This window comes from Pantoea sp. GL120224-02 (genome assembly GCF_900215395.1).
In the GTDB taxonomy this organism is placed as follows: domain Bacteria; phylum Pseudomonadota; class Gammaproteobacteria; order Enterobacterales; family Enterobacteriaceae; genus Pantoea; species Pantoea communis.
Map to the genome: position 1 here is coordinate 157,351 of NZ_OBEC01000008.1, position 19,140 is coordinate 176,490.

14 protein-coding genes and 4 pseudogenes are annotated in these 19,140 nt (G+C 46.7%); 7 read left to right on the plus strand and 11 right to left on the minus strand.

Translation table 11 applies throughout. The annotated features are described in order from the left end of the window. The first annotated feature begins 172 nt into the window (after positions 1-172). Both CRO33_RS16205 and CRO33_RS16210 read left to right on the plus strand, forming a co-directional pair. Positions 173-2,074, plus strand: a complete 1,902-nt coding sequence (locus tag CRO33_RS16205) for an acyltransferase family protein (RefSeq protein WP_097118825.1) — start codon at positions 173-175, stop codon at positions 2,072-2,074. Beyond that, positions 2,074-2,226: pseudogene (locus CRO33_RS16210) on the plus strand (transcriptional regulator); the annotation flags it as partial. The gene CRO33_RS16205 and the pseudogene CRO33_RS16210, both read left to right, overlap by 1 nt. Here the strand turns inward: CRO33_RS16210 and CRO33_RS16215 are convergent. Genes CRO33_RS16215 through CRO33_RS16225 form a run of 3 tightly spaced genes read right to left on the minus strand, consistent with a single transcriptional unit; the run spans position 2,223 to position 3,829 of the window. Continuing rightward, on the minus strand, positions 2,223-2,840 hold the full coding sequence (locus CRO33_RS16215) for a class I SAM-dependent DNA methyltransferase (protein ID WP_097118826.1): 618 nt from the start codon (positions 2,838-2,840) through the stop codon (positions 2,223-2,225). The pseudogene CRO33_RS16210 and the gene CRO33_RS16215 overlap by 4 nt on opposite strands. A 42-nt stretch (positions 2,841-2,882) precedes the next feature. After that, positions 2,883-3,227 carry a cupin domain-containing protein gene (locus CRO33_RS16220; protein ID WP_097118827.1) on the minus strand — a complete coding sequence of 115 codons (345 nt, stop codon included), beginning with the start codon at positions 3,225-3,227 and terminating at the stop codon, positions 2,883-2,885. Continuing rightward, positions 3,224-3,829 carry a hypothetical protein gene (locus tag CRO33_RS16225; RefSeq protein ID WP_176505784.1) on the minus strand — a complete coding sequence of 202 codons (606 nt, stop codon included), beginning with the start codon at positions 3,827-3,829 and terminating at the stop codon, positions 3,224-3,226. Before CRO33_RS16225 ends, CRO33_RS16220 begins: the two co-directional genes overlap by 4 nt. 245 nt (positions 3,830-4,074) lie before the next feature. Between CRO33_RS16225 and CRO33_RS16230 the strand changes: the two genes are divergently transcribed. After that, positions 4,075-4,263: a hypothetical protein gene (locus CRO33_RS16230; protein ID WP_097118828.1), complete on the plus strand. Its 189-nt coding sequence runs from the start codon at positions 4,075-4,077 to the stop codon at positions 4,261-4,263. Between the two features lie 66 nt (positions 4,264-4,329). On the opposite strand, the pseudogene CRO33_RS16235 reads toward CRO33_RS16230, so the two are convergent. After that, a pseudogene (locus tag CRO33_RS16235) lies at positions 4,330-5,228 on the minus strand (LysR family transcriptional regulator). Positions 5,229-5,380: 152 nt separating this feature from the next. On the opposite strand from CRO33_RS16235, the gene CRO33_RS16240 reads away from it, so the two are divergent. Both CRO33_RS16240 and CRO33_RS16245 read left to right on the plus strand, forming a co-directional pair. Further along, positions 5,381-6,700 (plus strand): LLM class flavin-dependent oxidoreductase, encoded by a 1,320-nt coding sequence (locus CRO33_RS16240; RefSeq protein ID WP_097118901.1) that lies wholly within the window; start codon positions 5,381-5,383, stop codon positions 6,698-6,700. 214 nt (positions 6,701-6,914) lie between these two features. After that, positions 6,915-12,644, plus strand: coding sequence for an ATP-binding protein (locus tag CRO33_RS16245; protein WP_097118829.1), 5,730 nt, complete (start codon positions 6,915-6,917; stop codon positions 12,642-12,644). A gap of 57 nt (positions 12,645-12,701) precedes the next feature. On the opposite strand, the pseudogene CRO33_RS16250 reads toward CRO33_RS16245, so the two are convergent. Both CRO33_RS16250 and CRO33_RS16255 read right to left on the minus strand, forming a co-directional pair. Further along, positions 12,702-12,866: pseudogene (locus tag CRO33_RS16250) on the minus strand (IS3 family transposase); the annotation flags it as partial. 66 nt (positions 12,867-12,932) lie between these two features. After that, positions 12,933-13,442 (minus strand): hypothetical protein, encoded by a 510-nt coding sequence (locus CRO33_RS16255; RefSeq protein ID WP_097118830.1) that lies wholly within the window; start codon positions 13,440-13,442, stop codon positions 12,933-12,935. Positions 13,443-13,737: 295 nt separating this feature from the next. Here CRO33_RS16255 and CRO33_RS24845 point away from each other — a divergent pair. Then, positions 13,738-13,995, plus strand: a pseudogene (locus CRO33_RS24845) (IS5/IS1182 family transposase); the annotation flags it as partial. Positions 13,996-14,172: 177 nt separating this feature from the next. Here the strand turns inward: CRO33_RS24845 and CRO33_RS16265 are convergent. The 5 genes from CRO33_RS16265 to CRO33_RS16285 all read right to left on the minus strand — a co-directional run bounded on the left by CRO33_RS16265 (position 14,173) and on the right by CRO33_RS16285 (position 17,990). Further along, positions 14,173-14,592 carry a bleomycin resistance protein gene (locus CRO33_RS16265; protein ID WP_255253285.1) on the minus strand — a complete coding sequence of 140 codons (420 nt, stop codon included), beginning with the start codon at positions 14,590-14,592 and terminating at the stop codon, positions 14,173-14,175. A 121-nt stretch (positions 14,593-14,713) separates the two neighbouring features. Then, positions 14,714-15,592, minus strand: coding sequence for a permease (locus CRO33_RS16270; protein WP_097118831.1), 879 nt, complete (start codon positions 15,590-15,592; stop codon positions 14,714-14,716). Positions 15,593-15,695: 103 nt separating this feature from the next. Then, the gene (locus CRO33_RS16275; protein ID WP_097118832.1) at positions 15,696-15,884 is read right to left on the minus strand and encodes a YjfB family protein; all 189 of its coding nucleotides are present in this window, start codon (positions 15,882-15,884) and stop codon (positions 15,696-15,698) included. Positions 15,885-16,034: 150 nt separating this feature from the next. After that, entirely contained in the window at positions 16,035-16,985 is a 951-nt protein-coding gene (locus CRO33_RS16280) for an aliphatic sulfonate ABC transporter substrate-binding protein (RefSeq protein WP_097118833.1), read from the minus strand. Positions 16,986-17,084: 99 nt separating this feature from the next. Then, entirely contained in the window at positions 17,085-17,990 is a 906-nt protein-coding gene (locus tag CRO33_RS16285; protein ID WP_097118834.1) for a LysR family transcriptional regulator, read from the minus strand. Between the two features lie 143 nt (positions 17,991-18,133). Here CRO33_RS16285 and CRO33_RS16290 point away from each other — a divergent pair, with 143 nt between their 5' ends. Continuing rightward, the gene (locus tag CRO33_RS16290; RefSeq protein ID WP_097118835.1) at positions 18,134-19,135 is read left to right on the plus strand and encodes a zinc-binding alcohol dehydrogenase family protein; all 1,002 of its coding nucleotides are present in this window, start codon (positions 18,134-18,136) and stop codon (positions 19,133-19,135) included. Positions 19,136-19,140 lie beyond the last annotated feature (5 nt).

Sequence of the window (19,140 nt, forward strand, 5' to 3'; positions counted from 1 at the left end):
TCTGACAACCTGATGATAATTCGAGGTGTCATTCGATCACCTTGAGATAAATCATCGGGTGCACAGTTCCATTTCTCGTATGATGGCGATGAAATGACAGACCTTTCATCGATTGCCGCGCCTTACCACAATCTTTACATTATCCTGAAAACCTCTTTCAGGGATCATCCCAATGAATTTCCGCTCTGACATAAACGGGCTGCGTGCCTATGCGGTTATGTTAGTCATCCTCTACCACTTTGGTTTTCCCCTGGTGAGCGGAGGATTCCTCGGTGTGGATGTGTTCTTTGTTATTTCTGGTTATTTAATGACGGGAATTATTCTCTCGCGACTTAATCATCAGAAATTTTCACTGATGGCTTTCTATGCCGCGCGCTGCAGGCGAATTATCCCGCCATTAATGGTGCTGTGCGCAATATTAATGTTGATGGGTTATTTCCTGATGCCGCCAGACGAGTATCAACGCATGGCGGAGCATGCGGTCTCCAGCCTCAGCTTTATATACAATGTGGTCTATTTCAAACAGGGCGGTTATTTTGATACCGGATCGGTATATAAATGGCTGCTGCATACCTGGTCGTTAAGCGTTGAGTGGCAGTTTTATTTGTTATTACCTTTGGCGTTGATGTTCACCGCGCGTTTCCTGCGCCAGCAATTTGCCTGGGTGATGAGCATAGCGGCGCTGTTGTCGTTTGGCCTGGTGCTGGCGATGGTTGCTGCTGATTATCATCTCACCGCCACCTATTATTTGTTGCCCACCCGCGCGTGGGAAATGCTGGTTGGCGGATTAGTTTATCTGGCACCTAAAACACGACTGAGCGGGCAGGGCTGGGTTCCACCACTGAGTATTCTGGCGCTGATTTTGTGTGCGCTGATATTTGATGAGAATATCGCGTGGCCCGGCATCATGACGTTGATACCGGTGATGTTCACCGCGCTGATCCTTCATGCGGGGGTACAGAACAGTCGGTGGTTAAATCATCGCGTGATGCAGCACATCGGTAAAACGTCTTATTCGATCTATTTATGGCATTGGCCCTTGTGGGTGTTCTGGCATCTGGCGGACTGGCCGGTCACGTTCGTCAGCCAGGTATTACTGATCCTACTGTCACTGGCTGCCGGTTGGGCTTCTTACGTCTGGGTTGAGAACAGGCAAAGCTGGTTCAGCCGGAAAACCTTTATCGCGCTGGGACAGGCTGCTGTGGTGATGTTGTTCGGTGTGACGATCGTTGCGAGGGCGGGAATCCCTTCGCGCGCGCCCGCCGTGGTGGCCTCAATCGATCACTATTCACAGCAACGCTTTGCGATGGCTAAAAATTGCTTTGTACTTAGCGGCATCACATCACCACAGTGCGTATTTGGCGATGCCAGAAGGGTGAATCTGGTGGTGCTGGGTGATAGCCACGCCGCCGCCATGTTGTCCTCGATTGTGGCCAGCGCGGGAACGCAGGATGGCGTGGTGTTCATCGCACAGTCTGGCTGTCCTTCAGTGCCGGATATTCAACGCAGCGCCAGCCCTGATTGCGGTGGCTTTGTAAAAGCGGCAATGGCTGATATTGAACGCAAATACCCCAACGCATCGGTATTGATCATCAATCGCATGTCGTTTTATCTGCACGGCGAATATGGCAGCGGCAGCAGCGCACCGACCTATAGCTTCAGGCAGGACGGCAGTTCTGTTGCCGCCTACCAACAGCATTTTGGCGCCGCAGTGAAACAGCTCGCCAGCCATCATCGCGTCTTTATCATGACGCCGGTGCCGGAATTCGGTTATGACGTGATTTATCGCATGTCACGCGATGCGATGCGCGGCAAAGTGCTGACCATTCAGCAATCTCGCGCTGAGTATCAATTACGTCATCAGGACGCGCTGGCAATGCTCAACAAGATCGTGGCGCTCTCACCTAACATCACCTTGCTGGATGCCACGCAGGGATTGTGTGACAGCCGTTACTGCTGCGGAGCCAGGGAGAATGTGCCGCTGTATCGCGACGATAACCACCTTTCGGAAGTGGGAAACAAAAGTCTGAGCGGGGTGTTTGGAGGGATGTGGGGGATGATTGAGGGGCGGTGATGAGAATCGCTCAACCGTCGGTTGCAGCAATTGAAGCGCGTGGCGAAGACCTGAAAATTGCCACCTTAAAGCGTTATGTTGAGGCGCTGGGCGGGCAATTAACGATTGGCGTAAATATGCCTGGCGGCCAGCACGTCGATTTTGCGCTTTAAGCAGTTTTGTTTTTCTGAGCCAGCCACACCGTCCTGCCACCGCAGGTGGCATCTTCGGTGACCTGATTAACCACGCTGAAACTGTTATCCGACAGCAGTTGGCGGAATTCATCGTGATCCAGACTGGCATGATAGAGCGGGCGTTCAAGGAAAGTGCCCATTGCTTCGCCGTCGCCGTGCCCGCTGGTGAACATCAATGCCGCGCCGTTCTGGGCATGCTGAGCAAAACGTGGAAACATCGCGCGTTGATGATCGCGCGTCAGGTGGAAGAAGCTGTCCCATGCGATGATGCCGTTGAAAGCCTTCGCGAGTGCCAGCGTGCGCATGTCGGCAATATGCCATTGCGCCTGTGGGAACCTTTCCCGACAGCGGGCAATCATCGGCTCGGAAGCATCCACCCCCGTGACCTTGAATTGCTGCTGCAAAAAGTGCTGCGCAATAGGAATACCCGCGCCGCAGCCCACATCCAGGATCTCACCGCCAGCGGGAATCAGATCCAGAAAACGCGCCAACCAGTGCTGCTCGATAAAGTGCTTAATGCGATGGTTATCCCAGACTTCGGCACCTTCCCGATACAGGTCAATAATATGGTCAGCTTCTTTTTCGTGATTCATGGCCTGCCTTCATTGGGGTTGAGGGTTCATTATCGTTGAAACTCAGCATGCTGAAAGATCAGTACGATCCCCTCGTGGCGTTGGATGGGAGATAACAAGAAATTCCACTGGAGATTCACTATCGTTCCTGGCCTGATGCTTTGCACCTGGGGCGATTTCCAGTCCCTGCTGGGCCATGATGTCGTGTTTCTCACCTTCCAGTTCCATCGTCAGGACGCCCTGCAGAACGAAAAAGAATTGTCTGGATACGGAGTGAAAGTGACGTGTTTCACAGGTGCCAGGAGGCATTTTCTCATGAATAATCAACATGTCCTGACGATTGACTAAATACCAACCGTCGCAGTTATCACCCCAGACATAATGCTCAGCATTCTCTTGCGAAATCATCTCGTTTCCTTATCTGAATATTTTTCTAACTCCCGCTTAACGGCGCTCAACGTTCTGCGTCGAATCAACCCACTTCCCGCTCTGATCGCCAGCCAATAAGCTGCCATCTTAAAATGAGAGGCTTTGTCGGGGCAGTGGATGAACGTTTCCGTAATAAGTTCGGACTGGCTGTCATTAATGATATTAACTTGAAAGCGCAGCAACAACTTTGCAGCACCCGGCCGCGCGGGCTGCTGATACTCTTCAGCGTCTGAAATCTTTTCCAGGCCAAAGTCGGCACGCCAAAACTCGCCTCTTAAGCCATAGCATAGTTCTAAAGCAGAGGCGTGAAGAAGCGTGAAGGTTTGCAGACCGAATTGATCATCCTGGGATACAGGGGCCTTTCTTTGCAGTTTACGCGGCAACTGTCGAATCGACATCAATGCCCGGATCACCGCATCCTGCTCAAGATCGAAGGCCTTGATAAGCGGCATGATCTTTTCCGGGCTGGTGGTTTGGATTACCGCACTGTGTTTTTCGTGGAACTGGAAATCAGGCAGGTAGGGCGGAACGTCACCCCAACTAGTCAGCATTTTCTTTGACACAAAACCCAGTGAAATCATCCTTAACCTCGTTTTGGGGTGTTAATGCAGAGCCCGTTACATGCGGCATATGTTTATTAACATAATCAGGTCGTCTGCGAAATTAAAGAATGGAATGCTCACTCTCAGGGGAAGGGGGCTCTGTAGCGGGTCATCCTAAGGATGAAAATGCGCCCGGTGGCGCATTTTTTTGCGACTAAAGAACCAACCAGAGATATCCTGCACTGAACAAAAATCGCCCACTCAAACTTCGGAGAATAAAATCCATGAAAAGCGCAACTGCAAAGTCCTTTAAAAAAGCGAACGAGTTGTTGAAAAGTGGTGAATTCAGGGAGGTGGTGCTGAATTTTAATATCAGTGCCGATGAGTTTTTTGAACTTGCGGATCGCTGGGCAGAACGAGGAGCCAAAATCAAAAAAGAAGATGGTTCGTTTGTTATCAGGCTAGCTAAATGATGTCCAGCCAGGGCTAAAAATCGCGATGTTCGCAACGTCGACGAGGCGAAGTCCACGGGGAACAAGTCATAAGGCCTCAATGACAACAGACAGGCGTTTCATCACGTGATGAGCAGCCCGGGACAGCTGTCTTGTAGAGTTAATGCACAGTCCTAGAATCAGCGGACGCAGCGGCCTGTTCTTTAGAGGAACAAAATGTAAACGTCCCGCTTTGACATCTTCCATGACGTCGAGCCAGCACAGCACACTCACGCCGGCCCCCCCCGCAATGAGCGCTTTAATCAGGCGGATATCATTGCAGGAGATTGCTGTTTCGGGCAGCTGACGTGCATGGGCATAAATTGATCGGACACGTTCGTGAACCACCAGTGATTTACCTGGAAAAATATGCTTTTCTTCATTCAGGTCAGACAGGGAAAGCGCCACATTATCCTTAAACCTGTGCTGAGGCGACAGAACGATACCCATCTCGATCTCTGCGAAGGCGAACACTTCAAGTCCGATAACGCTTTCCGGGTCGAGAATCAGTCCAAAATCAATTTCGGAATTCCGCACCTGCTGTGTGACTACCGCGCTGCTTTCAACATTTAGCTGGAGATCCAGCCAGCTTTGCTCTTGAGCAATGGCAGAAATCTCGTCACAGAGTTGGCCCTCCGTCAAAGCCTGAACCCGCCCGATACTGACTGTTCCACGCTTCAGCCCCTTAATCTCATCAAATCGTTATTTTGTCAGGTTGAATTCACGTGCCCGCGGAGTAGGTCGGTGTAGAGAAGTTTACCTGCCGCTGTTATACGCATGCCCCCCGGCAGTCGCTCAAACAAAGGTATACCCAGATTTTCTTCCGCCTGGAGGATCTGCCGATTAATGGCTGAAGCGGAAACGTGCAGCCTTTCCGCTGTTTTTCGAAGACTTCCATGGCGCGCAACCTCCATAAAGTAGGCTGCAAAGCGGGAAAATGGACTCATGGCGATCCTGTACAGTTTTATGCAACAGGGTCGTGCATTTATGCAGATGGATTAGTACACCTTAAATTACCCATACTGTCATGGCAATGCACAGGCTAATCATCCAGGCGATGAGATCGCGCTTTGGCACAGTAAAAATAAAAGGTGACGTTATGACACAAAAAAAGCTTCATTTAGCCTTGTTTCTCTTCCCGGGATATCACCTCGGAGCCTGGAGATTGCCGGACGCCATTCCAGAGATAGATCTGGACATAGACCATCTGGTGCACGCCGCACAGCTTGCAGAAGCCGCCAAACTGGATGCCATTTTTTTCGAAGACCAGGCCGCCGTGCGTCGCAGTAATGACATCCTGGCGGGTGACAAATACGGTGCGGCTAACCCCCGTTCAATCCACTTTGACCCTACGATGGTGCTACCGCTTCTTGCAGCCCATACCTCACGATTGGGTCTGGCTGCCACAGCCACGACGACATTTAACGAACCGTTCAACATTGCGCGTCGGTTCTCAACGCTCGATTTTATTAGCAAGGGGCGCGCGGGTTGGAATTTAGTCACTTCCTTTAACGAGGATGAAGCGCAAAACTATGGCCTGGATGCCCATGTGGGTCACGCAGACCGTTATGGAAGGGCGGAAGAGTTCGTCGACGTTGTTAACGGCCTCTGGGAATCATGGGATGAGGATGCTATCACGCGCGATAAGCAGAGCGGTGTTTACTTCGATGTTGATAAGATGCATTTTCTTCAGCATCAGGGGACGCATTTTAAGGTTCGTGGTCCACTTCCGATGGGGCGCAGCCCACAAGGCAGACCTGTTATTTTTCAGGCAGGTGCATCAGAGCCCGGTCGGGCGCTGGCGGCACGAACAGCTGATGTGGTCTTTACACTGCAATCCACCATCGAAGGCGGGCGCGCATTTCGTGATGACATTCGTCGGCGTGCTCAGGCATTCGGACGCTCACCTGATTCAATCAAAATCATGGTGGGGCTTACTCCCATCATTGCCGAAACTGACCAGAAGGCCAGAGAACTGGCCGACCAAATGTTAGCCCTGATTCCAGATGACATTGCCCTAAGTAATCTAAAACCATTGGCAGGTGGGGTCGATTTTCGCCAGTTTGACCTTAATGATCTTGTACCAGAACTGCCTGAATCAAACGCGGGGAAATCGCACCGGGACGCAATTATGGCCATTTCCCGTGATAAAAATCTCTCCATCCTTGAAACTGCCCGCTACTTCGCGGAAGGCAGTTATCTGAAAGCCATCGGTTCCCCGGCCACGGTTGCCGATCAGATGCAAGCCTGGCTTGATGCCGATGCCTGTGATGGATTCCTTGCCGTACCCACTCATTTCCCAACAGGGGTAGAGGCATTAACCCAACTTTTAGTGCCGGAACTGCAACGACGAGGCATCTTTCGTACCGAATATGAAGGAACTCATCTGCGGGACCACCTCGGACTGACTAAATATTGATTTATATCAGAGGTTATAGAAGTAACAGTGCAGAGCTGCTACCAATTGATTCACTCTGAATGGTGTCAGCAATGTCCACAGAGCAAGCTCTGCGGACTTAGATATAGATTTTGTCTCTTGCGCCTTTACGTATTCGATAATATTGATTGAAAAGTAAGTACTTCAGTAGTAGTTTTATATAATTTGAGATCGTAAAATATGGATTGTTATTTTGATGATACCGTCAAAAATTAAACCCTCACAATTAACACGTGTTGGATACACATACCAAGACCTTATGTGTATTCGTACATTGATCAATTGGTTTCACGATCCAGAGAAGTACCAGTGGATAAGCATAGAAGGCAATCAAGGGCTTGATCATGTTAAGAGCCTTGATGATGTTATTTGCTTTACAGCCAGTGGAGAATATGAGCTCTATCAGGTCAAATTTACAATCGATTCTGAACGTGACGATTTACATTTAGATTTCGATTGGCTACTCAAGAAGAAGGGTAAGGGTACATCCCTTATCGAAAAATGGTCAGCAGATATAGAGAAGTTCGGTTCTTCCAGCACAATAGCGATTGCTAAGCTTATTACAAATAGAATACCTGACCAAGTCTTATCAAACTGCCTAATAGATAAAAAAATTGATTGCTCTCTCGTTCCGGAAGACGTCAAATCAAAAATAGTAGCTCAGCTTGGTAGTGAAGAGAAGTTCATGGCTTTTTTCGAAATTATTATTTTCGAACATAGCCAAAAGGAAATTGATGATTTAGAGTTGCACCTACGTGACTCACTTGTACCAGACCACGCAAATGAAGAAAGTTGGCTTCAGTTATTAAAAACCGTTGAGCGCTGGTCTTCACGAAAAGGAGAACCGGCTCCAGATGGCAAAATCTACCTTAAGCATATACATGAAATTTTATCGCTCTATTCCAAGAAAACTATTTCTCAGTTTTTTGAAATTCCTGGCGGCTACAAACCACCAACAGATGAATTTCATAATGAAATTCTTAACGTTATAGCTAACCCTGGCTGCTATGTTATATCTGGATTGCCCGGAATGGGGAAAAGTACTTTTCTATCCTTTTTAACTGACCAGCTAATAGAATCGAAAACGCCTGTTATCCGACATCATTATTACTTATCCCCACAGTTTATTGGCGACAGAATTGCTTTTAATAATGCAGCTCATTCACTACAAAGCCAGATTAGAACACTTTATCCCAGTGACTTCGATAGTGATAAACTTGACTCTCAACATCTAGAGGCTTGGATAAGCAAGGCGGTAGTTAAAGCTGCAGAAAATGGCAAAACTCTAGTTATAATTATTGATGGATTAGATCATGTTTATCGTGAAAGATCGGATATTAGCCAGCTCGAACATTTAGTTAATCGGATTACCCCATTTAAAGGAAAAGTTTGTTTGCTATTCGGAACGCAGCCAATAAGCGACGAGCATCTTCCCAATTCCCTATTACGTTCAGCTCCAAGAGAACATGCCTGGATAGATATTCCATCTATGGGGCTTGATACTATAAAGTCAAGACTCGACTTTATAGTATCGAACAATGAAATAAAAACAGCAGGCAACAAAGATCATAAACAAAGTGAAATAGTAGAAATTTCACAGGCTCTACTCGACATTTCACATGGATATCCTCTTCATATTATTTACTCTTTAAACAGTCTGCAGTTATCAGTTAAAAATATCAGTAAATATGATGTGGAACGACTACCCACTTGTCCTGATGGCGATATTCATGAATATTACGAAAATCTATGGGTATCACTATCTGAAGGAGCAAAAGAAATTCTTCTGCTTATAGCAAATGCAGATTTTTCATGGCCGGATAAAACACACATCAATTACTGTTTTGAAGATAGTCTAACTTTCCAAACCAGCTTTTCAGAAATTCAACATCTTATTGAACAAAGACTAAGTGGATTATATCCTTTCCATAGCAGCCTCTTCGTATACCTAAGACGCAAAGACTCTTTTGTTCAATCAAGAGATAGGTTAAATAGAATTTCTAAAATTTGGATCAATACACATGCTCCAGGGTATTGGCGGTGGGGTTGGGAATGGATCATTGAAGCTAACCTCGGGAATATCACCCCTCTATTTCAAGGTGTAGATAGGAATTGGCTTGTTCAATCTCTCTGCAATGGTTATCCTCTAGAGCATATAGAACACATATTCAGTGTTGCAGAACGTATCGCATTTGATCAAAACATATACCCTGAGTTGTTGAGACTGCGAATTTTGAAAACAAGGCTATTAAATGGTCCCGAGTTTCAAATACAGAATTTTAGCGATTTTCTGGATTGCTCATTAAGCATATCGCAGGATAATTTTGGTCTGCTTTGGCGAGCAGACAATCTAAGAATTATCCCAGACAAAGAAATTGTTATTATTGCTAAGCATTTTCAAGGAAGAGATGAAAGAATAGTAGATGCTTGCACCAATGAAATCTCTCGTCGAATACACTTTTATGCTAGGCTAGATGACTCTAGTCATTATCAAACATTGAACAGCCTTGTAGATGATTATCTTCATACGCTAACCAGCTATAGTAATCCCGACTTAGCCGCTATAAATGCTTTCTATGAAACACTTATTGACAAGGCTTCATCTTTCACTCGAATTGTCGAATTACTCATTCAGAATGGCCATAGACACTTACTGGTTGGTTTATCTCTATTTGGTGTTCCGGATGATATTGCTTCAGCAATCTGCGACGAGGTCGTTTTGGCTGCAAGCATCGAAGGCATAACTCTCAATGAGGAAAGCTCCTTATTTGATAGCACTGATTCAAGCATATATCTGCTTTATCAGTTTTTAGCTGGAAACGACATAAAAATAGGCCAACTTAAGGAAATTGAGTGTCCTGTTGAGTACGAACATACACGTCACCTTCCTTTTTATGAGCACTTTTTCAGAAAACTTATAATAAACTTAGTAAAACCAACTGAATTTAATACTCCAGAGTTAACCGCACCGACAGATATTCAGGGGTTCCTCAATAATGCTTGGGTGACATTCCAAGATGCCGCCTCAAAAATCGCAAAAAATATAAAAGAAGGTCGCAATTTTGAAATATTTAATTTGTTTGAATCATTTGACTTATTAGAACAACCAGATAAATTATTGATGGGTTATCAAATCGATGCTATGTTATTCAACATTCGAAGATCTTTAATAAAGATTGCCATTCACCTAAATATCTTATGCAACTCAACAAAAGCGTTTTCAAATATTGACATAAATCAGTTTGATACACTATCGATGAGCGATTGGTGGGATTCTAGAATTTTTTTTGACATTTCCTCTAAAAATGCAATTTTCAATTTCCCTAAAGATTATATTGTTCGGGAGTTTAAAAAGTTTTTTGATTCTGAAATACTACGCAGAGATGATACTGCTACGCTGGCCAACGATAGTCTTGACCTGGCAAAATTGGCAACCAATTTAGGCCTGCATAATGAAGCAAGAGTGTTTCTTGAGCGCGCCGCATTCAATATAATCGGATATGGTCATAGAAAGGACATTACTTTACATGAGGTTTTTGAAGCGTTACAAGAATGCTCTGATTCCAACCACCCTCAAGTTTCTGATTGGCTAAAACGCGTAGCAACGTTTACAACTGATGTATTTGATTTTTCAGAACGAGAAATTCGACATATTCCTGCCCTGTTCATAAAATTATTGGCAAAACACAACCCAGAACGCCTTGTCGACGAATTTGACTATCATCTATCAGAAGAGAATTGGCATAGAACACATCTTATTTTTGAAAATTTCGTAAAGTCATTTCCACTTACTACGCAGCAGGAGCACTCTTTTCTTAAGTGCATGACAACAGTTGATGCAATGACTGCATTAGATGAAAGAAGCAAAGACAATGATGTTCTGAAAGGTATTTACGAAGAGCAGTGCAAAGTTCTTGGAGGTATGCCCCCACAACCAAGAGAGTATTCCTCCACTAACGAAGATGTCGTTACAGATTGTCCTGATGTATCCACTATACAACCTGCTAATCTTAATGATTTTATTGCAGCCTTACATTTAGTTTCATACCAGATACGCGAAGGATTTATTTCGGACTGGATCGGTTATTGGGTTGATAAAGGCCACGCCCGCACGATTATCACTTCTTTCAGCGACTATTACAATCAAAGTAAATCAGACTATGAACTGAATCGATGCTTACACCATATTTTCTTGTTGAGCAAAAAAACCGAAGGCAGGAAAGCAGCTTATAAATGGGCTGTTAGAAATATAAAATTAAATAACTGCTGGAGTCGTTATTATTCATCAGGGTCAAAAGAAGCCTTAAAGGAATATGGAAATACTTACAGCAAGCAATGGGAAAACCTTCTTCGTGATACGATGGCACCAGACTCTGCCAGCCAACAGAGAGATGAGAATATAGTAGTTCCTTCCACTCATCTTGTTACTTATTTGGCCTCGGCCGGGCAGGTCGATCTGGCAATCGAAATTACTGAAATCATGGTCACTAGCCTTGAGGGAGATATTGCACATCTTCCTTTGACCAAACTATACTGGTATGATGATCCTGTATCATTCGAAAACATTCCATTTCATCTAATTCTATTACATTTTAAATGGCCCGACAGATACGCTAAGCTCCTAACAGCGAAGCAAATAGCAACTTTATTACAAGACGACTCCAGTATCGAATTTCGTTCCTTGTATTTGAGGTTTCTGGAAAAACAACCGTACGAGGTTGATGTCATTGATTATCTATCCGTTTTATTGCTTATTGACGATCGCTCATTTACTAAAGAAGAAATAACTAAATGCATTCATCACCCTTCTCTTATATCTGATGAAATTCTATATTTTCTGGATTTATCCACTGAAAGAAGGAATGATTTTTCGGCTCTCTACTCTGAATTTTCAGATGAATTAGAACCGAATAAGAACAAATATAATAAATATGCTAATGGCCTTGCATTGAGGTTTATAGGCATTATCGATGAGCTCGAAGATGAATACCAAGTCCAACTGTTAAGGCATTTTTTCCTTGAATGGGAGCAAATCCACAACGCGCATGCTTGTTATATTTTTAGACCTCACAACTTTGCAAGTGAACAATTTTACCCTCAAGACAAGATTTTATGTAGTTTTTCATGGCGAGCAGAATCATCCATTTTATCTGCTTTTGTCAGAACATTAGCGTATGCTATGCAAAAGCTTTCCTTACCTGCCGAGCTTTGTTTGGCACATGCCCAAGAGGTTTTACCATTCGGTTCTACTGCTGTAAATCTCTGTCCTTCTGACTCACCATACAATTGGCCCGTAATAGAAGAATTAGAAAAAAACGACCATTTGCCTGATCAAAAAGAGCTTGAACAATATTTAGCAAATTTTGCCGCTTCTGCTGATGAAATATTACTCTATGCCAACGGCCCCGTACTAAGAAATCACTCCGGTATATGCCTTGATCTAAAGGTTATTTTAGTTAAACTTCAAAACTCTGAAATTGAAGATCCTAAGGCAATTTTTGAGTCAATTGATTATATGCGGAATTCTGAACAAGGGATTTTCCCTTTAGCAAAAAAGAGCTGGCCTTCCTCCTTTGGGAGATGGGAAATTGACTGGTTAATCAGAGGTTATTTTCGACCGACCTACTCTGTAGGAGATTTACCTTTTAACTCCGTTACGCAAAACGATTATAGCATAGAGTATTTCGGCGGTAGTATACATAATGGTTCTTGGAGGTACTGGGTCAACCAGTGGTATCCAGTTTATCACGCAGGTGTAGGTAACTCTCTCGGAACTTATTTTACAGTTTCTAAGCAGTTTTTTAGAGAATTCAAAGAATACACTGGCGGCAATTATTATCTAATTGGGGAGATGACTTGTGTTGATAGGCGTAATTTCGCTCACTCAGCAGAGTCAATAAAAACCTATTCCATTTTTCCAATATAGACTTTATAAATAATTATCCCGGTAAATAGCTGCACCTAGTAGTGTGGTGGTCAACTAAAACTGCGCAATGCTGTCCAGAATACGGGTGATCTGCACACCTGAAACCATAAAGGAAATAGTGAATGCCAGACACTTCTTCGTGAAATCATCCAAGCAGATAAGGCACTTGATCCTACGTTCGGTGGCCAATGCATCCATAACGAAACCCATTAACCAGTTTAAGAAATTTATGGAAGAGAGTCTACTTAGATTATAAATGAAATAGACTCCGCTGCTTAATATAGCTAATTAGGATCCGAGAAAAAGGCACCTCCCGCTATATTGTATGATTATTTGTAGTAATTCGATTGCGTTCCGAAGGTTTTCTACCTGGGAATTTAGTAGCGTGATGTCTTTGATGCCGTGAAATAAATTATTTCGATACCTATAGACAATTAAGAGACACACTTCGATTTTATCTTCAAAAGAAGCTTCTTTATTTCTCAGTACGCCAAGTGTTTTCTCAATTTGCGAAGCTTCTCTAAAATAGAGGTAATGGAAATGCTCTGTTGGTTCGCCGCTTTCGTGTATATAGCGTTTAGACCAATATACTAACTGGGAGTCGACCGCATCTGTAGGCATATACCTTGCTACTCGTTTTGAAAGAACCCTAATCTGATCTACAACATTCTCATTATGAGCTTCTGAAGCCTCAAAAATTGACCACATAAGAGTGAAGTCTGATACTACTTCGAGTGTATCAGGTTCAAGTTGTACTGAGTGTCGTATGTTTTGTCGAATCCAATCGGATACTTTCACTGATCGTTTCCTTTAGATATAGTATTTATTCAGTATAAGCTTTGATATTTAAGTAAAAAAATACGCCGGACACAGGTATTACATGTCCTTATAAGGCCGGTGTCATTTGAGAAATAATATAATGGAATTTTTATGACTGATATAGCAAAAGATGAACTTTTGTATAAGGATTACAACAGGAAAGAGCTTTGTTGAATAAATCGAACTTTTGGCAGATATCAGGAACAGGTCACCACATTCCGCTCTTGTAGCGGTATCTCATGGCAAAAAAATGCTCAAATTCACCAACTGAAACACCTACAACAAGGCGCTCGTCAATCGTGGTCGTTGGCATTCTGGCTTGATGAGTCGACCATTCTGGCATGGTACGACGAACCAAAAACTACTTTGTGTGGGGAGGGGGGCCGCAACGTTATTCTGAACTTGCTATTTCCACCCTGATGAATTCCCCGCTTCGTTGTACGAATTATTCTTGCGTCAGTGAGCGGGCTAAATCCATCAGCATCACGTTTAAAACTACACGAAGGACACAATTGCTCACCTGGTTATCAATTGAGCCAGCGACTGACGAGTTATAAGGCATCGTGATCAAAAAGTTCAAAAGCTGCACTTAATCACCACAACCGAATTAGTCATTTTGTATCCCTAACTACTGCTCCTCGCTCAAAGCGCCCCCCCAGCCCTAAGAGGCTATTACGCTAAAAACCACCCCCAACACCCACAATCCCCCTCACTCAACAAACTGACAAAAACGCAAAAGATAGCCATCCGGATCCTGGACGAGGAACTCTCTCTGACAAGCCGTGGTTTCTCCAATCTGATAGGTGCTTTCACGCAAATCCCGATACAGCGGCACGCCATGTTTACTCACCCGCGCCAGCACACACTCAATATCATCTACTTCAATCTGGAAATTCACGCCGCGCCCGAGCGGTTTGACGAGTTCAGCAGTATTCCAGCCTTCGGCGTGAAACTGCTCAAGCATCAGCTGTGCTTCGCCGAGGTTGATGTAAGCAAATTCGGGATCGCTTCGTCTGACCATAATCTGAAATCCCATTACATCAGTGTAAAAATGCAGTGACGCAGTGAAGTCCGTTACGGTCAGTTCGGGCACCATCCGGTTCCAGTAGGGCTCATGCTGAACGGTCATTGCTATTGTCCTTTTAATTAGCACGACCTAAAGTTAATGCCGCGCAACCTGTTTGCTCATGTCGCGACAAAGGATAAATGAGTGTCTAAAGAGCATCACGTTAACCCGTTCAAACATCCTCTCAACCCCATATCCCTAACGCTCTGCCACCCAAAACAGCAGCCGAATAAAGCGCTATCGCCACGATACTGATACAGGTCCCACATGAAATCGCCCGCGCTGAATTTCCGGTGCCCAGATAATGCGTCTCTAGCACGATAATATTGGCTGCCGGGGGAAGCAGGCAGAAAAGATACAGCGTTGCTGGATTTTGCGTAATAAGTGGTGCGTTGAACTGATCGGCTATCAGCAGCAGCAACGAAACCAGCGCAGCGAAAACTATTGAGCGAGTGAGAATCGGACGCAGTTCGAGTCGAAAATCGCGCATCGATATTGTCGTCTTTGAAAGCCAAATTCCTAAAACGGCCATGCCAAGAAAACTCATCATAAATTTGGCAATTTGATACAGGCTATCGAAGTATTGAGCCACTTGATTACTGAATGGAATCAATGCTGCGCCAATTATCAGAGCGATGACGGGCGGGGTGCGCATCAACGTGATTGGATTAAATTTCTCGCCGGAGAGCATGCCTGCGCCCAGCGAGTTTCCGACAATTGAGCTGCCGACGTAGGCGGCAATGATAATGGTCGCAGCATCATTGCCGAATAGCACGCTGGCGACGGGCAGACCCAGCCAGCCGATATTGAGATAGCTGAAACAGAGGTTTTTTATTGGGTCAGCAAAAACATAGTGGCCAGCCAGCAATAGCAACATCATGCATATCGCGGCGGCAGTAATAATGATGCTCATACTGTGGAAGCGGGTCGATATATTAAAAATGATCACGATGGGAATAGCGATGCGCGTCAATATCCATGACGCAGCCGTTTTGCAATCCCAGGCGGTTTTACCCAGCAACCATCCGGCAAACAGATAGATAAGCGGAAAGAAAATCGTCACGAAACGTCCCTGATTAGCGTGTCGACCACTCCCTGAAGTAGGGAGTGGTTAAAAATACACGCTAACAGAGGTCGTTCAGTGAGTGCAACGATGCAACGCGAGTTTATGCGGTGGTATTGATGTTGCGGCCAACTGCCGGATTGGCAGGCAGTTGCGGAATCGAATCAAGAATTCCTGCTGCCATCGACTGCTGATTATCCAGGGTCTTTTTCAGTACCAGGGTGCTCACTTTACTGCTGAGGTCCATATTATCCAGACCGATAGCCAGTGAAGTAATCTGTGATACATCCATCTTGCTCTCCTTTAAAACGACTAATGGGGGGCGGAAACGGCTTTGAGAAAGCCTTATACGTCTATCGGCATTCGCGGGCAAAGCTTCAATGCGATTTACGGACATGCCCGATGCCAACCGGCTTAACCAACTCATTCTCTGGCAGGGCGGCTATTTCGCCTGCGGCTGCCAGGTGCTCACATCCTGCGCATCAATCGCTTTCGGCAGCAGCTTCGCCTGATAAAACGCATCTGCAATCTTCTGCTGCTCAGCCAAATCGCTCTTGTTCACTGGCTCGATCTGATAGCTGCGTTGCTGGTTCGCTTGTTCCACCGTGGCGAGCGGCAAATTACCCCACAATGGAGAGAGAATCTTGGCTGCATCCGTTGGATGTGCTTTCAGCCATTGTGCTTCCTGATCCAGCGTCTTATACACAATGCCCAGCACCTCAGGATGCTTCTGCGCATAAGGCGTCGACACCAGATAGTAGCGCTGATAACTGGCGAGACCTTTGCCGCTCACCAGCACGCGCGTGTGCTGCTCGACTTTCGAACTGGTGACAAAGGGTTCCCATGTTACCCACGCATCGACGCTGCCGTGTTCCAGCGCGGCACGCCCATCAGCAGGCGTCAGCCATGCAGGCGTGACATCACTGAATTTCAGTCCCGCCTTCTGTAACGCGGCGATCAGCAGATAATGGCTGCCTGCGGCTTTAGTGACGGCAATCTTTTTACCTTTTAAATCCTGCAGCGATTTGATGCTGGAGTTGGCGGGCACCAGAATGGCCTGAGCTTCTGGAGAGGGCGTTTCGCGCGCGTAATACGTGAGGTCCGCGCCAGCCGCTTGCGCGAACACCGGCACGGTATCGGCCACATCAGCAGAGAGGTCAACGTTGTTGAGATTCAGCGCCTCCAGTAGCGGCAAACCGCTGGTGAACTCGTGCCATGTCACTTTAATGCCGCGCTCGGCGAGCGCCTTATCCAGATCGCCACGCTGCTTTATCAACGTCAGCAAGGTGGAAGATTTTTGATAGCCGATGCGAAGTGTCTCTTCGGCATTGGCGCTGGCAAGCATTGAGGAGAAAAGCAGTGAAGCAAGTATTGTCTTTGTGATGTTGCGCATGTGAGTCCCTGAAGGTGTTATCAATTTTTTAAAATGATAAAGCCGCTCACGAGGCAATCAAAACCGCAAGTTCGCATAAGCTCTGCACATTTACAGCTATCAAAGTTGCGCGGTCATCGCACGCAAATGCGCCCGCAATACGCCATGCAGCGCCCGAATTGCGGGGGAAAACTGTTTACGATGCGGGCAGATTAAATGCAGCGGCGTGCTTTCGCCGGGGATCTCAGGCAGCACCCGTTCCAGGCGGTGCTGCCTAATGTCTTCACAGACGTCAATCCAGGATTTATACGCGATGCCCATGCCATTGATAGCCCAACGACGCGCCACTTCGGCGTCATCACACAGCAGGCGACTTTTCACCGTGATTTGGCGGCGCATACCTTCCTGCGGGAACGTCCACTTGTCATAGACATGCCCGCCCATCACAAACGGCAGGCAGTGATGCTGGGCCAAATCTTCCAGTTGATGCGGGCGTCCGTGTTGGTCGAGATAAGCTGGCGATGCCACCATAATGCGTCGATTGTCCTCGGCTAGCGGTAGTGCCACGTAACTGCTGTCTTCCAGTTTGCCGTAGCGAATGGCGATATCGACCGGATCGCGGAACACATCACTGATTTGATCGGATAACGATAACCGAACTGATAAGGCAGGGTGCTCACAGCAAAATTCGGTGATCAGCGGCAAGAGAATATTGCGGCCAATATCGGAAGGCATCGCGATTTTAAGCTCACCGCTCAGCGCGTCTTCATGACTTTGCAGGCTATCAGCGCCCGCTTGCATCAGGGCCAGCATCTCCTGCGCGTAGGGCAGATATTTTTCACCCTCGGCGGTTAAGCGCAGGCTACGCGTAGATCGCGCAAACAGGCGACGATCCAGTTCTCGCTCCAGTCGCTGAATCGCGGCGCTCACTTGCCCCGGCAGCAAATTCACTTCACGGGCCGCGCGGGAAAAGCTGCCCAGTGCTGCCGATCTTACAAACAGCGTGACATCTTCCAGTCGGATCATTTTCTTACTCATCGTCAAAACAGACAGGGATTTTCACTCTAAGAGTGAAAGTGTTGCTGTGCAATCGGCATTTTTCCTCAGCGTGCAGGCCGCTATGCTGAATCCAACTTACCTAACACCCTGATGAATTGAGGAACGGCTTGATGAAAGCGATTGTTTATAGCCAAAACGGTTTACCGATTTCCGATGATAATGCGCTGTACGAACTGGATGTCGCCCAACCGCAGCCGGGCGCGCGTGACCTGCTGGTAAAGATCCACGCCATTGCCGTAAACCCGGTGGACACCAAAGTGCGTAACGGTGCGCCCACCGATAAACCGCGCATTCTGGGTTGGGATGCGGTCGGCGTGGTGGAAGCGGTGGGTGAGGCGGTCACGCTGTTCCAGCCGGGCGATGAGGTGTTTTACGCAGGCGATATCACCCGCGCGGGCAGTTATGCCGAATATGGGTTGGTGGATGAACGCATTGCCGGCCATAAACCCCGCACGCTGAATGATGCCGATGCCGCCGCGTTGCCGCTGACATCACTCACCGCATGGGAATTGCTGTTTGATCGTCTGGAAGTACAGACGGATGACAATGCTGCACTGTTGATTATCGGAGCAGGCGGCGGTGTGGGATCGATCCTGACGCAGCTGGCGCGCAAGCTGACCAACCTCACGGTGATAGGCACCGCATCGCGGCCCGAAACCGCGGATTGGGTGCGCTCACTGGGCGCGCATCATGTGGTCAATCATCAGCAGCCGCTGGGTGAACAGCTGGCGGCTATTGGCTATCCGCAGGTGCGCTATGTGGCTTCATTGACGCACACCGACAGCTATTACTCCCAGCTGGTGGATGTGCTGGCCCCACAGGGCAAGCTGGCGCTGATCGATGATCCGGAAACGCTGGACGTGGTGCCGCTGAAGCGCAAAGCCATCTCGCTGCACTGGGAGCTGATGTTCACCCGCTCACTGTTCCAGACCCGCGATATGCAGCGTCAACACGATATTTTAGAGCGCGTAAGCCAGCTAATTGATGACCAGACGCTGCAAACCACGGCAGGCGAACATCATGGCACTATCAACGCGGCCAATCTGCGCAAAGCCCATGCGCTGATTGAAAGCGGGCGTGCACGCGGCAAAATCGTGCTGAGCGGCTTTTAACCCTT

Bases quoted from the DNA above. Each gene is read 5' to 3' on its own strand.
- CRO33_RS16205 (WP_097118825.1), top strand. From the start codon at position 173: ATGAATTTCCGCTCTGACATAAACGGGCTGCGTGCCTATGCGGTTATG.
- CRO33_RS16215 (WP_097118826.1), bottom strand. From the start codon at position 2,840: ATGAATCACGAAAAAGAAGCTGACCATATTATTGACCTGTATCGGGAA.
- CRO33_RS16220 (WP_097118827.1), bottom strand. From the start codon at position 3,227: ATGATTTCGCAAGAGAATGCTGAGCATTATGTCTGGGGTGATAACTGC.
- CRO33_RS16225 (WP_176505784.1), bottom strand. From the start codon at position 3,829: ATGATTTCACTGGGTTTTGTGTCAAAGAAAATGCTGACTAGTTGGGGT.
- CRO33_RS16230 (WP_097118828.1), top strand. From the start codon at position 4,075: ATGAAAAGCGCAACTGCAAAGTCCTTTAAAAAAGCGAACGAGTTGTTG.
- CRO33_RS16240 (WP_097118901.1), top strand. From the start codon at position 5,381: ATGACACAAAAAAAGCTTCATTTAGCCTTGTTTCTCTTCCCGGGATAT.
- CRO33_RS16245 (WP_097118829.1), top strand. From the start codon at position 6,915: ATGATACCGTCAAAAATTAAACCCTCACAATTAACACGTGTTGGATAC.
- CRO33_RS16265 (WP_255253285.1), bottom strand. From the start codon at position 14,592: ATGACCGTTCAGCATGAGCCCTACTGGAACCGGATGGTGCCCGAACTG.
- CRO33_RS16275 (WP_097118832.1), bottom strand. From the start codon at position 15,884: ATGGATGTATCACAGATTACTTCACTGGCTATCGGTCTGGATAATATG.
- CRO33_RS16280 (WP_097118833.1), bottom strand. From the start codon at position 16,985: ATGCGCAACATCACAAAGACAATACTTGCTTCACTGCTTTTCTCCTCA.
- CRO33_RS16285 (WP_097118834.1), bottom strand. From the start codon at position 17,990: ATGATCCGACTGGAAGATGTCACGCTGTTTGTAAGATCGGCAGCACTG.
- CRO33_RS16290 (WP_097118835.1), top strand. From the start codon at position 18,134: ATGAAAGCGATTGTTTATAGCCAAAACGGTTTACCGATTTCCGATGAT.